The organism is Geotalea uraniireducens Rf4 (assembly GCF_000016745.1).
Lineage (GTDB): Bacteria > Desulfobacterota > Desulfuromonadia > Geobacterales > Geobacteraceae > Geotalea > Geotalea uraniireducens.
The window spans coordinates 639,506-653,332 of record NC_009483.1 but is presented as its reverse complement, the minus strand read 5'-3'; the positions used below and the strand labels follow the sequence as shown (position 1 = coordinate 653,332).

Genomic DNA, 13,827 nt, shown 5'->3' with positions numbered 1-13,827 from the left:
CGATAGTATTGAGCGGAAACTCATAAACGGATGGATTTGATGCATAACGACATTCGCCTCCACGGCTACGTAGACAAAGATATCGAGTATTTTGCCATCGTCGCCGGGACCGAAGCGCATAACCGCTATTTTTTCAACACCAACCAGGAAGACGGACGCGAACTCCGTATCTTCAGTCCAGGCAATGAATTCATCATCGGCAAGGAATCCATCACCCACCATGGCAACGGCGGCTCATTTTGCGAATACATGTTCGGCGTCGATCAGCCGATTGCCGACCTTGCCAAGGGAGACGCCATTAACCGCCTGGTGATGTACGGCACCCACTACAGCAACCAGAATGGAACCCTCAAATTCAGCAACCGAACCGACGGCACCCAGAGCTACGAAAAGATATTTTTTGACGGGAACGCGGTCTGTAATTACTTTTTCTGTGTCAGTTCAAAAAAAATCAGCGGAGACCTCGACAAGCAGCAGGAAGAGATCGTAAGGCGCCTCGGCAAGGCTCTCAAACGTTCCATTGCGGTGTGGGAAGAGGATGACAACCGCATCATTGCCGAGCTCTTCGACCTTCTGCACGATCCCAAGGCCCAACTATTCCTTTTTAAGCTCATCAACAAGAAGCACCAGAAATACAGCGACTTTTTCAAATCCCTCTACTTCAAGAACAAAAAAATTGCCGATGAGGATTTCACCAGGCTCTCCGTGCTGGCGGAAGAGCACTCCATCGACCGCTACCAGCAGGAGCGCATCCGCATCGACATCATGTACAAGCACCCCGACAACAAGAGAATCGTCGATGAGTACAAAAACATCCTCATTGCCTGCAACCGCAAAGGCGAAATCAACAAGCTGGAAAATGCCAGGCTGACCAGGCTGAAAACCCTGTCGGTCCGCAACAAGATACCGGGCGCGCTCTTTTACACCCTTGACGAAATGCTGAAAAAGGACAAGAAATTGGTTGATCTTGAAGAAAACAATTATATTTCTGAAACCCGGCAGATTCTGGAAGGGATGTTTCTCAGCGAACGGCAGATAGAGAACGCCATTGACCGCGAGGACATGCTGAAGCTGCTCTACGCCAAGAAACAAGCGGCGGAAAACCGCGACCACACATTCGAAGAGATACTGCTCGATGCGAGCAAACTCTGCGACGAAAAGATCCGCGACGGCGCAGACATTTCACTCCTGGAAGGGTTTTCCTACATAATAACCTACTTTGACCGCTACGACTCGACCTCCTCCATAATCAACCAGTTGGCCTTCATGGAAAACGTCAAGATATCCGAGGAGATGATCAGAAGTCTTCTCGGCAACAAAAGCGAATTCGACAACCTGGCTCCGGACCTCTTCAAAAAGCTGTTTCTCAGCGGCATATTCGAAAACAAGTACCTGGGAACCTACGGTCGGAAAAAGGTCTCAGCCCTCATCAAGGGGCTTAATCAGATTGAAGAAAATCGCCTCACCATATCAGCGCTTTTAGAGCAGCTCCTGAAAATCGACGAAGAAGAACGGATTTTCATCACCCTCCTGGAACACGTCCGGGAACGGATACGGAACTTCTATTCCAAATACGCCACCAGGGCCGACCAGGACGCCTTAAAACGCGAAGTCACCGAAGAACTCCGCCACAAAAGACTCCTGACCGGCGACATCCCCGAGACTCTTTTTCGCGAAACCATCCTTGCCATCAAGAAAGAAGCGATCTACCTGCACAACCTGCTCCCCATCATCATCGTCGAAAAAGACACGTCCCTCCGCGAAGACTTTCTGGAGAACTCCGGCCTGGACCGCTTCTACGTAGAAGAGCTCGAACGGGAATACTACGAGTTGAACGACCTCAACATGGAAGAGCTCTACCAGATCAGGAAAGGGCTTAACTGAAGATTCGGTCGGCGGTCGATAGTTGAACCTTCACCACCGACCACCGACCACCGACCACCGACTGCCGACTGCCGACTGCCGACCGCCTCTCCCCCCTTGACTCCCACCCTCTTTTTATCTAAAGTATATCCATTAGTGTACATTTTCTACTCAAGGATAGGATATATATGGAATCGTTAAAACTCCAACTACTTAAACTCAGCGAAAAAATTGCCGGTTTCGGCAAGGAAAATCTGGACGAGATGCTCCATACGGTTGCCGAAGGATTAAGGCTGGTGACCGAACAGGAACGGATCAGGATCTATCTGGAAGATCTGACCAAGGGGGCGCTCTCCTGCGCTTACGCGTCAGGCCCCTTTGCCGGCGAAATCCGTGAAGCAACCTTCCCCATCATCTCCCGCGATGCAATTGTCTCCAGCGTTTTCGTCTCCCAGTATCCGGCGGAGTTCCGCAATGCCGCCAAACAGAACCTGAGTCTCGACAAAGGTTTCGCCGAAAGCTTCAAAATCGCGGCATCCTACCTCCTCCCCATCACCAGCCTGGGAAAATCCTTCGGCGTGATCTGCATCGACCGGGAAATGGCGGGCGAAGTGGTGAACGGCCGCGACAAAGGACTTCTCGGCGACTTCGTCGCATCGATCGGAGAACGTCTCGATTACGCGAGGAAGTACCACCAGCAACTCCTCCTTGCCCGCAGCGTAGAGGAATACAAAAAACGCGAAACCGCCGCCTTCATGATGAAATCGGCGGTCCGGCTCATCGACCGGTTGTCGCTGGCCTCGGTGCTGGTGCCGATTTCAGGCAGAGGCGGCGAAGGCGCCCTGGAAATCCTGGCAAGTTATTCGGAAGAACCCCAGCTGAAGGCACTCTACGACGAGCAGGGCTCCATCGACCTGCAAAAGGGGAAGTCGCTGATCTCGAAATATGTGGACGACAACGGCGTCATATCCGATGAAAGGTTGTTGCGTCCGCTCTTCATCGCCGACCTGACCCAGCACAGCCTGCAAAAGCGGGCGCTTACCGAAAAGATGGCGCTCCGCTCCGTTTACCTGGTCCCCCGCTTCGAGCCCGAAAGCCGGCGGGTGATCTGCCTGGTGAACTATTTCACCCGCGACCTGTACCGCTTTTCCGAGTTTGAAATGGGGCTTTTGCAGACCCATGCGGAAATGGTGGAAAGCGTCATCCGCGAAATCGGCGGCGAACACCTGGAAATCAAGGTGCTCGCCGAGATCACCGACCTGCTCCAGGAGCGGAACGAAGAGCTGCAACCCTTCCTGACCAAGGTGTTGTCCAAGGCCACCGAGCTGATCGGCGCGGACACCGGCAGCATCGCTATCATCGAGGAGCGGGAAGGCGAGAAGTGGCTTGTGGTCGAGGACGAGGAGGGAACCATCGTCGGCGCCAAGAACAAGGAGTGGCTGAAGAAGTATATCCCCCCATTCAAGATCGGCGGGCAGGAGCTCCCCCCCGAGGAGCGGAGCCTCACCGGTTTCGTCGCCTGGTCCAAGCAGCCGAAGATCATCGCCAATGTGGAGGAAGAGCAACGTGGAGGGGGATTCCACCGCTCCATGAGCGAGCTGATCAAGAGCGAAATAGCGGTGCCGGTCATCAGCGGCGACGAAGTCACCGCCGTCATCTGCCTCAACTCGCTGAAACCCGCCTACTTCACCGAAGAGCACAAACGGATCCTGCAGATCATCGACCGACTCACCTCCCGGCACATCGCGGACATCCAGCGCATCGAGCGACTGCAGAACGAGGTCACCCGCCTCCAGAGCGACGTGGCCTACAAGGACCCGCAGATTTCCTCCTACCGGCTGGGGAACATCATCGGCAACAGCCGCAAGGCCCAGGAAATCGTCGATTTCATCAACACCGTCTCCCAGCCGCTCTTCAACCGCATTGCTCTCTGGAGCAAGAACGTCCTCCAGGAAGCGACCATCGGCCTCCCCTCCATCCTCGTCCTTGGCCAGACCGGAGCAGGAAAGGAATTCTTCTTCAACAACCTCTACAACAAGCTCAATGAACTGTACCGGCAGGAGATCAACCCGAACGGCGAACTCCACGTGAAAAAGACCAACATTGCCGCTTACAGCGGCGAGCTCACCTATTCCGAGCTGTTCGGCCACAAGAAAGGAGCATTCACCGGCGCCTACAACGACCGCAAGGGAATCCTCGAAGAAGCGGGGGGAGGGATCGTCTTTCTCGACGAAATCGGCGACGCCGACCTGAAGACCCAGGTGCAGCTGCTCCGCTTCCTGGACAACGGCGGGTTCGTCCGTCTCGGAGACAACCAGGAACGCTTCAGCAGGGTGCTGCTGGTAGCCGCCACCAACAAGAACCTCCTGGAAGAGATCGGCAAGGGGAATTTCCGTGAAGACCTCTACCACAGGCTGTCGGAGCTGTCGGTAACGGTGCCGTCCCTCAATGAACGGCGTGAGGACATCCCCGACCTGGCGACCCACTTCCTCGGCAAGCTCTACCGCACCTACCGGGGGAAGGACGAACCGCGGGACGACGCGCCGCTCCTGACGGAAGAGGCCAAACAGGTGCTCGTCAAGCACACGTACAAGGGAAACATCCGGGAATTGCGCAGCTTACTCCTCCGGGCGCTCTTTTTCCGCAAGGGAAAGCTCATCGGCGGCGAGGACATCCGCCGGGCCATCAGGGACGGGATGCGAGAAGCGCCGACCCAGGCCGCGGCAAAGCTGACCGAAGAGGTCGCGGACGAGATCATGACGCAGATCGGGAACAACAAGGACTTTTGGCAAGCGGTCTATGAACCCTATTCACAGAACCTTATTTCCCGGGACGTGGTCAGGCTGGTCATAGAGAAAACGAGGATGGCGGTGGGAAAGGGGATGCCGCAGATCGCCCGCCACCTGAAAGCCGTCGGCGGCGATATCAACAATGAAGAGGAAGAAAGGAAACGTTTCTTCAAGTTCAAGAACTTTTTGTACAAGACGGTGAAGATAAGCTAGGTTTTTCCGCCCCGCTCACCGATACACCTCGTCATTGCTCCGACGTCGAGAAGGATTATCTCCTCATCGGCTTGGTGTATACAATATTCAGCTTGAATTCCGCCTTAATTCATGTAATTATTTATCAACAAACAGGGGGCCATGTCGGCGTGAGCAGTCCGTGCTTGCCAACTGACATGAGTAACCAGAAACAAATTAAAGGGGTCCTAGCAAGGTGGACAGTTCGTGGCCGCTGCAGCTAGGGCTCCTTTGTTTTTGTGGTATCTGAGCCAATCGTAAATCCGGATGGCTCTTTTTATATCGGATTTGAGATTCTGTTTATCCCTTTCAGCGGTTGAAAGAGCCGACGGATTGGCTTCAATTACACCCTTTATCAAGTCAAGGAGTTCCGCAGGATCGATGTTTTCTTCCTTTAGAAACTGAAGAGCATACAAGCACCTCTCCAATGACCATTTACGCCGTAACGAACTTATTGTTTCGTTTCTGTAACCGCTCCGCTCCCGGTTCTTCTTGATTGACGAGGCGATGAATCCATCAAAATCTTTGATGATTTTATCCGGATTAATCGGGAGTTCTCCAGTGTATTGGGATATATATTTGTGCATCGGGAGAATGCTGTTGGTTGGTAGCAGTGACGGCAACGTTGTTGTGACAATCCTGTCGACTTCATACTCTCTGTCATCGAAAACGACATCGGCGTAAATATCTTCTGCCGTAATCCCCGCATACCCCTTCTGACCGAAATCTGAAGGGATTCCGACCCCTATCACCACCTCAACATCTTCCAGCTTTTCATCTTCCAGGTTGACGGTCCTGATCTTACCAGTCGGTTTGTTCGTCAACACCAGCTCGTAAATGTCCTGCTTCAAGCGTCGCAGCATCGGGGCATTATATTTTGCCTGGTTTTCCAGTAAGGCCTGATACAAGACCTCGTAGTTCTTCAGGCGGATACGCGTCATATCAATGGACTTGCCACCTTCAAACGACTTGCTGTAGGTGGAAACCTCCTCCGGCACCCCTTCTCTTGCCCGCTCAACAAACATGAGCCGCTCTCTGATCTTGTCGAGATTTTCGGGGGAAAGACATTTGATGATTGATTTCAGGATATTTTCGATGTTGGTGTCATTGATGGAGTAACCGATGAACACGATGGGATGTTCAAGGAATATGGTGAGAATCTTTGCCGCCAGGTAGGCGTTCTTTTCCGAAAAGTCGGCATAGTCAGCTTCATTAATGACGATGGATTCCGGCTTCGTACAGCAGCCATGAATCTTGTAGATTTCGGAAATGCCGTGCAGTGTGGAAAAGAGCAGTTCTTCCTGGCCGATGTATTTCGTGTAGCTGGTGAAGAGGTCCTCGATGAAACTGTCGTAGTTTGTCGTCAGCACCCCGCCGATGCTGCGCATTTCAAGCTGCTTGAACAGTTCAATTTCAGCAGCATACTCGGCGTTATGCTGCCGGCTCTTGTCGCGCATGTATCGGGCGATTTCGATCTTGAACGGCGAGACGGAACGGTTTATCTCATCCGTCGACTGTTCCCGGCTCTCCCTAAACTGATCGTCCTTGAACCAACCCAGGTTGAAATCCCGCTCGATAAGTTCCGCCACCTTCGGCAGCAGCCCTTCCTTGCACTCCAGCCCTTTCGCCTGCTGCTCATACATTTCATAGGCATAGTCGTTGTCAGTCGCCAGCCGGGCAAACTTGCGCAGCAATCCTTTCCAGTTTTCGAGGCCGAGATAGCGGATTGACATGCCGGAACCGATAAACAGCATCGGCAGATGATCGGTTCTTTTCAGGCGTTTCAGAATCGCGTTCTTCATCGTAACTCCTATAGGAAAAGTACCTTTTAGGGCGTTGTCAGATTGACTCAACCCACCTTCACCTGGCCGTTCATGAGCATGGGGAGGAGCCAGTCCCGGAGAGAGGAAAGAGTATTATTTGCTAATTGGTTGCTTGTGATTGCAGTACGGATGGGGCCAAGTTTGCATTCGAGTTTCTCAGTTAATTCTATTGGAGGTAAAACAATTCTGCTTTGTTTCAGGTGGTCCTGCGTAATGTGCCCCATTGTTGTTCTGCGATTGTCTGCCATCATTTTAAAATGTTGGAGGTAGTTCACTAGTTGATAGTAATAAAATGACTTTGGATACTTTTTCGATGTTACTTTGAAGATATGCTGATTCAATGCACCTTTTCCGCCAGTCCAGATTTGTACTTCCAAAGAAGCTGACCATGAAAAAAGAACATCGCCATTTTCAATGATTGCTTTTTGCGGGATATCAGGTCTAACCAGTTCCGATTCGCTGGTGAATCCGTCGCGCATTTCTCTGATTTTAATGACGTATAAAAAATCAGTTCCTATCGGTCTATATTTCTGACACGGTAAGCCATTGATGTACTCTGCAATGTCGAGTAATGAACCAACCTTCCAGCCCTCAGGGATCTCCCGCTTCAACTCCTTGTTCCAGACGATCTTCCCACTGCAGGATTTGTAGGGTTTGCCGTTTTTGTCGGGAAAATCAAACTGCACAAACCAGTAGTCGTACAGCGTTTTTGCCATAGCTTCCAACTCGGAGTTGATGCGGTTGTTGAGGTCAATTTTTGATTCTAATAAGAAAAGAAAATCTGCAATAGGTTTCTGAAGTTCAGGCTTGATATAAGGAACCAGTAATTCATGCAAATCATTTCTGTTAACACCTGGAACAGTGCTCTTATCTGACGTTTTTAAACTACCGAGGCATTTTAAAAGAAAGTAGACATACTTCGGATAATTCCCTTTGAAGTCAGTAACATATAGTGCCGTATTATGGGGCCAGTATTTGCCATTCACATAGTACATTTCGCCAAGTGTACCGTATCGGCCTGTGATTAATCCTTCTCCTTTGGCTTTATATTCAGCATGATAGCCAGATATTCCGGAAGAGCTTACGATGGGATATGGGCCTTCTTTGCGCTTATAGGATGGTAAATCATAACCTCTCTTAAAGTTGACTATATCCCCCAATCTTTTATTGACAGGCTTACTCATACTTCAACCCCACCAACTGCTTCTTTATCTCCTTTTCCAGCTTTTGTGACTCGCCGAACAGTTGATCAAGATTCTTCCAGTACCCCGCCATCTTTGCGGTAAATTCCTTCGGGGTAATATCGGTGTATTCGATCTTCACATCAAAGTACTGCCCGGCACTCAGCGAATAGTTCTTCTCCTTAATCTGCTCATAGGAAACCACCACGGTGAAATCCTCAACCGCCTTGTGGTCGTTGAACGTCTTGATAATCAGCTCTTCTTCTGCCACTGACAGAACGGTCTTCTGGTTCTTCCCCTCCTTGACCGTAGTCCCAAGCTTGGAGGCGTCCATCAAGACGATGTCTCCCTTGGTATTGGTCTTATCCAGAAAGAGCACCGACACATTGGTGCCGGTGGTGGCAAAGATATTGCTCGGCATGGAAACCACTCCCCGCAGCATCTTTGCCACAACCAGCTTTTCCCGGATCTTCTTTTCGATGCCGCTCTGGGCGGTAATGAAACCGGTGGGGACGACGATAGCGGCTTTCCCCTTGGCAGAGAGGGAAAACATGATGTGCTGGATAAAGAGCAGATAGATGGCCATCTTGTCCTTATCCTTGTTGGGAATCTTGGGGATGCCGGCAAAGAAGCGGTCTCGGTTCTGCTTGGTCTCCAGGTCGTTGCGGAAGTCGCTGAAATCCAGCTTGAACGGCGGATTGGAGACGACGTAATCAAAGGTCATCAGCTTGTCGCCGCTCTTGTGATACGGCGTCAGCATGGTGTTGCCCTGGATGATGTTCTGGATGGAGTGGACCAGGTTGTTCAGGATCAGGTTGAGTCGCAGCATGCTGGTGGATTTTTGCGAGATGTCCTGGGAGTAGATGGTGCAGCGGTCCTCGCCGATGGCATGTGCCAGATTCATGAGCAGGGTGCCGGACCCGGCCGAGGGGTCGTAACAGGTGACATTTTTCACCGGTTTGTCCACCAGGATGGCAGCCATGATTTTTGACACGGCATGGGGGGTGTAGTATTCGGCATATTTGCCGCCGCCGTCCTTGTTGTAGTCCTTGATCAGGTACTCGAAGATGGTGGAGAAGAAGTCTAACTTCTGGTGGAAGATTTTCTCGAAGCTGAAAGGTATTAATTGAGTGATGATGGCGCGGCAGAAGTCGTCGCGTCGAGAACTATCGGTGATGAAGTTGGATAGCTCGTCGAACAGGGTCACCTTGGCGCCGGTGCCGGTCTTGACCGAGAAAATGTCATTGTTGAAAATGGCGATGTCCCGCAGGGTGTCGTCGAAGAGTTTGGCAAACTCCCCCTCGTTCTGGCGGTTGTGCAGCCGGGGAAGAAAATGCTCCCGCTTCAGCCGGGCGCTGTCCGGGCTCATCTTCAAGAGCAGCATCTCGTAATCCTTGTCCGAATACTTGGCGATCTCCTGTTCCCATATGGCGGCTTTTTTCAGCTTCGGCTCCATCTCCTTCACCTCGTAGCCGAACTTGTCATTCATGAATTTGTAGAGAAAGACCTGGGTAATGATTTTGAACTCATTACCGTCGTTTCCCAAGCCGTATGAGGCACAGACCCCTTTGAGGTTATCGATCAGTTCTTTCGTTTTTGCAGTAAAATCCCGTGCTACCACGCAGCTACTCCCCGGTATTCGTTAAGATACTCCCGCGTCACGCAGGAGTTGATGAAATGGGCACTCTCCGGATCGAGGTTGATCTTTGCCTTGCCGAAGCCGCCGATTACCATTTGCATAAGTTTTTGGTCGAAATAGGCCTCGTTCTCAAGCATCTTGGCATTCAACAACACCTGATCGTCAGCCTGTTTTTTTATGCCCATCAAGGTGGCATGGATGGCGCTTTCCCGTTTTGAGACAGTTCCCTTCTCCACCAACCGTTTGTGAATGCGGGCATATTTGGCGTCGTTCTCGTACTTCGCTTTTAGCAGGTTGTTCCTGCGGTTCAGCTCGGTCACTTTATCAAAAATTTGCTGCAACGAGCCGATATTTCGCTTCATCTCGTCCTGGGTTATTTCGTCCAGATTCTTCTTGCCAAAAAGCCGCTTTAGTTCTTCGTAAAGGGAAACAAATTCCGGGTCTTTCCGGTCGAAGTTATTCCCCAGCGCTTCCCTGGTCTTGCGCAGCATGTCCTTCAGCTTGTCTGCAATAATCAGTTCTTCTTCCGAAACCTTGCGGAACATAAAGAGCACGTTTTCCAGGGCCACATTCAGCAGGTTAGTGGCATCGACATTGTTCTGTACCGATTCCTTCAGACTCAGCAGCTCCAGGTGCCGAACCGCCTCTCGATAAAGCTGGTTCAGTTTATTGAAGTCGGTATGTTCCAGCAGTTCGAAATGGCCGAGGAGTCGGATGATGTTGTAGAGGTTGCGGGCATTCTCCAGAGCCTTCTTGATCTCCAGCATTGTTTTCCGGTCTTCTATCCGGCTGATCTGCTGTGAAAAAATTTCAGCGTTTGTCAGGTCGTAGTGGAACAGCTTTTCCTTGATGTCGCTGATCTCGTCGTCAATCTCTTCCTTGGTCTTGAACAGGTTGGAGTAGGTCCCGATTTCATCACCAAGCTCCTCCTGTAATTCCTCGAAATATGCCTTGTTGGTGGCGTCAAACTCCTTGCGGATGTCGGCAAAATCAACCACGAAACCATAGCGGAACTTTTTATACGGTCGATTGACCCGAGTAAGGGTTTGCAGCAGGTTGTGATCCTTGATAATCCGACCAAGATAAAGCTTTTTCAGGCGCTTGGCGTCAAAGCCGGTCAGGAGCATACCATAGACAAAAAGAAAATCGATCTTGCCTTCCTTGAAATCCTCTACTTCGTCTTTGCGGTCATCCTTTGAGCCAACGTCATGCAGGATCAGCGAGGCGGTCAGTCTGCTTTTCCGCTTGTTCAGATACTCCCCATAGGCGACAACCGGTTCGGCGACCTTGAGATACTCCGTTGAAACATCTTCGACCGTTTTCTGATCAGGATTGTACTTGGCGATAAAGATGTCGAACAACCTGCGAGCCTGCTCGGCACTATCGCAGACCACCATGCCGCAGATGGTGTGATCCCCCAGGCGGATTCTGCTGTTGATGAAATCCTCGACGATATAATCCAGCATCGGTTCAACGAATTTTTCGTGGGCAAAAATCACCCGCTTATCCGCATCACCTTTGAGAATTTCCACTTCCTTCAGCGCTTGCTCCAACTGGATTTTGTAGTTGGTCTCAATCCCTTCCCTGATCAGCCGCAGGGTATAACCGTCGGCGATGGAAGCATTGTAGTAGTATTTATGGATATAGTCGCCGAACAGATCCCTGGACTTCCGGTCTGCCATAATAAGAGGGGTGCCGGTCAGGCCAATGAGAATGGCCTCCCGATCTGAACTGATAAGGTTGGCCAGAAAACTCCCTTTCGGGTTGTAGCTCCGGTGCACTTCGTCGAGGAAATAGACCCGCTGGATAGCGATGTCATAGTCCTGCATCTGGAGCAGATGGGTATCGTCCTGGAACTTCTGGATATTGACGACCGTAACTTCCCGCTTGCCGGACAGGTTGTGAATCGCCTTGCGCACCCGAAAGCTTTTCAGCAGCTCTTCTCTGGAATTTACGGTATGGACGACCAGCCCCCTGATGGAAAACTCCCGTTTGGCCTGTTCCATCAGGTCGATGCGGTCAACAATGAAATAGAACTTGGGAATGACTCCCTTCTGCTGAAAATAGTCCGTCAGGTAGTGGATGTTGTAATAGGAAAGCGCCGTCTTGCCGCTTCCTTGGGTATGCCAGATGATCCCCTTTTTGATGCCGTTATCGAGCTTATGCTGGATCGCCTTGGTGGCGAACAGTTGCGGATAGCGCATGATATGCTTCTCAACACCCTTCGATTCCTGCACGTAGGCGAAACCGTACTGAAGCAGCATTGCCAAACGATTACAGCTAAACAGCGAGGTGAGCAGCCGGTTTGTGGGGGTGGTGGGTTCCTTGTTGGTGATGAACTCCGGTGAATGCTTGATGACGTTAAGATTGTTGTCCTTCAGGACTAAGTCTTCCCGGGCGTTGTCTTCCGGCTGCAGCAGTTGTGACAGGTCGAACTGTTCTTCTTCGCGGAAACAGTTGAAGTGAACGTCACCGGTGGAGGTAGACGAGTAAAACGCTCCCTGGATAGGTTCAACTGAGTCCTGATCGTATTCCATGTTATTGGAAAAGACCAGCAGCTGGGAAATATTGATGAACTTCCGGAACTTCTTGTTCCGGAAACGAACAAGCATCCGGTCCCGTTCTTTGAGAATCCCTTCCTGATTGTTCGGTATTTTGACTTCGATAAAAGCGAGGGGCATACCGTTGATCAAAAGCGTGATATCCGGTCGGAATTCGTCATCGCCGTTTTTGCAGGTCAATTCAGTTACTACGTGAAAACTGTTGTTGCTGAAGTCATTGAAGTCGATCAGTTTCACGCCAGAACGAGCGGTGAGCATCCGGTAAAATGCTTCGCCCAGGTCCTCATTATCCAGAATCAGTGAAATATCTTCCAATAACCGCTTTATTGCGCTTTCCTCAAGATCAGGATTGATGCGCCTGATGCTTTCAGAAAACAGGTCGGTGAAAATATTGGTGCTTTCATCACGGATTGCTGCCGATAGCGACAGGTAGTCATAGCCCAAACGGCATAAATGTAATATTGCCGGTATTTTCACTCTGGCGTTTTCATTGAAGCTCATTATTTAGAATCCTTTTCCCATGATGGTAATCGGTTCTATAGCGACAGCCACATAAGTCACTAAACACCGAAGACGTATACCACACGGGAAAAGCAATTACAAAAACATCTTAAAGAAACCGCATCGGCACTGAACGGACGGGCCGTCTTTACATTTACCCTCTCCTTGCTACACTTTTCTTAAGGGACGGACGGCGGCAGGCAAGGGCCGCCGCCAAATCTCCACCCATGTCAGGGACCTTACGCACCACAGGTGAGGTAAGAAGATGAAACCGTTCATCCTCATCGGCATTGCCCTCCTCGCCTCCCTCCTCTTAAACTTCCGCTCCGTAGCCGCAGCGGACGCAATCAATTCGCTCTGCGATGTCCACTACCCCAGCGACAGCCGCGTCGAATGGGAATGCGTGCAGCTGAAGCGGAAGGACTCGCCGTACCGGCTCTTCGGCAAGTATTGGCGGGACGGGCTCCGCTTCAACAGGATGGACCGGCGCCACTTCCTCGCAGGCATGTGGATCAAGGTCCCGAAGCGGCTGGAGGAGATCAAGGGGTTCACCCCGATGCCGGCAACTTACCCGGACGCGGCACAGGAGCCGAAATTCATCCTGGTCGATCAGTCCGAGATGTTCCTAGGTGCCTATGAATACGGCACCCTGGTCTTTTCCACCCCGGTGGCGGTCGGCATCGACGGGCACCGGGTCCCCAACGGCTCGTTCAGGATCGATGCGGCCGACCGCCGCCACGAGTCGAGCATCTACCCGGTCGAAGGGACCGATCGTCCCTATCCGATGCATTACGGACTCAGGTTCTATGTGGAGAAAAAGGTGGATGCCTGGATCTCCTACTGGCTCCACGGCCGCGACGTCCCCGGACACCCGGCTTCGCACGGCTGCATCGGCCTATACGACGAGGAGATGCAGCGAGAGTATTACCACGAACCGCGTAAGCCGCTCCTCAAGGACGCCAAAAGGCTCTACGAATGGGCCGTCGCCACAAAACGGCAGACGGGAAAATTCCGCTACATAAACTACGGCCCCAAGGTGCTGATCATCGGCACTCCTCCGCTTTAGCCGCGCGCACCCCGTATCCCGCTAATGCCCCCCTCCAACTGCCGAATCCAGTCTAATCTATCTAAGTGAGCTGATCGATGAACCAAAAGGGATTCCGTGAATGTATGGAACCCATTTTTGTTGGCGCAAATTAATTCATCAAACAATCTGTTATTTCTTGACAATTAAATTAA

At 51.4% G+C, this 13,827-nt stretch carries 7 protein-coding genes; 3 read left to right on the top strand and 4 right to left on the bottom strand.

Annotation, left to right across the window (positions count from 1 at the left end):
- The first annotated feature begins 39 nt into the window (after nucleotides 1–39).
- Together GURA_RS02820 and GURA_RS02815 are read left to right on the top strand one after the other, a co-directional pair.
- The gene (locus GURA_RS02820) at nucleotides 40–1,884 is read left to right on the top strand and encodes a TIGR04442 family protein (RefSeq protein WP_041245239.1); all 1,845 of its coding nucleotides are present in this window, start codon (nucleotides 40–42) and stop codon (nucleotides 1,882–1,884) included.
- Between the two features lie 167 nt (nucleotides 1,885–2,051).
- On the top strand, nucleotides 2,052–4,865 hold the full coding sequence (locus GURA_RS02815) for a GPMC system transcriptional regulator (RefSeq protein ID WP_011937490.1): 2,814 nt from the start codon (nucleotides 2,052–2,054) through the stop codon (nucleotides 4,863–4,865).
- Between the two features lie 206 nt (nucleotides 4,866–5,071).
- Here GURA_RS02815 and GURA_RS02810 read toward each other — a convergent pair whose 3' ends face one another.
- The 4 genes from GURA_RS02810 to GURA_RS02795 are packed head-to-tail and all read right to left on the bottom strand — an operon-like array spanning nucleotide 5,072 to nucleotide 12,588.
- A complete protein-coding gene (locus tag GURA_RS02810) occupies nucleotides 5,072–6,685 on the bottom strand; it encodes an SIR2 family protein (protein ID WP_011937489.1) in 1,614 nt (537 codons plus the stop codon).
- A gap of 47 nt (nucleotides 6,686–6,732) precedes the next feature.
- The gene (locus GURA_RS02805; RefSeq protein WP_011937488.1) at nucleotides 6,733–7,890 is read right to left on the bottom strand and encodes a restriction endonuclease subunit S; all 1,158 of its coding nucleotides are present in this window, start codon (nucleotides 7,888–7,890) and stop codon (nucleotides 6,733–6,735) included.
- Nucleotides 7,883–9,508 carry an HsdM family class I SAM-dependent methyltransferase gene (locus GURA_RS02800; protein WP_011937487.1) on the bottom strand — a complete coding sequence of 542 codons (1,626 nt, stop codon included), beginning with the start codon at nucleotides 9,506–9,508 and terminating at the stop codon, nucleotides 7,883–7,885. The genes GURA_RS02805 and GURA_RS02800 overlap by 8 nt, the downstream gene beginning before the upstream one ends.
- On the bottom strand, nucleotides 9,502–12,588 hold the full coding sequence (locus tag GURA_RS02795; protein WP_011937486.1) for a type I restriction endonuclease subunit R: 3,087 nt from the start codon (nucleotides 12,586–12,588) through the stop codon (nucleotides 9,502–9,504). Before GURA_RS02795 ends, GURA_RS02800 begins: the two co-directional genes overlap by 7 nt.
- Before the next feature lie 265 nt (nucleotides 12,589–12,853).
- Here GURA_RS02795 and GURA_RS02790 point away from each other — a divergent pair, with 265 nt between their 5' ends.
- Nucleotides 12,854–13,654, top strand: a complete 801-nt coding sequence (locus tag GURA_RS02790; protein WP_011937485.1) for a L,D-transpeptidase — start codon at nucleotides 12,854–12,856, stop codon at nucleotides 13,652–13,654.
- Nucleotides 13,655–13,827 lie beyond the last annotated feature (173 nt).

Bases quoted from the DNA above. Each gene is read 5' to 3' on its own strand.
- GURA_RS02820 (WP_041245239.1), top strand. From the start codon at position 40: ATGCATAACGACATTCGCCTCCACGGCTACGTAGACAAAGATATCGAG.
- GURA_RS02805 (WP_011937488.1), bottom strand. From the start codon at position 7,890: ATGAGTAAGCCTGTCAATAAAAGATTGGGGGATATAGTCAACTTTAAG.
- GURA_RS02810 (WP_011937489.1), bottom strand. From the start codon at position 6,685: ATGAAGAACGCGATTCTGAAACGCCTGAAAAGAACCGATCATCTGCCG.
- GURA_RS02795 (WP_011937486.1), bottom strand. From the start codon at position 12,588: ATGAGCTTCAATGAAAACGCCAGAGTGAAAATACCGGCAATATTACAT.
- GURA_RS02815 (WP_011937490.1), top strand. From the start codon at position 2,052: ATGGAATCGTTAAAACTCCAACTACTTAAACTCAGCGAAAAAATTGCC.
- GURA_RS02790 (WP_011937485.1), top strand. From the start codon at position 12,854: ATGAAACCGTTCATCCTCATCGGCATTGCCCTCCTCGCCTCCCTCCTC.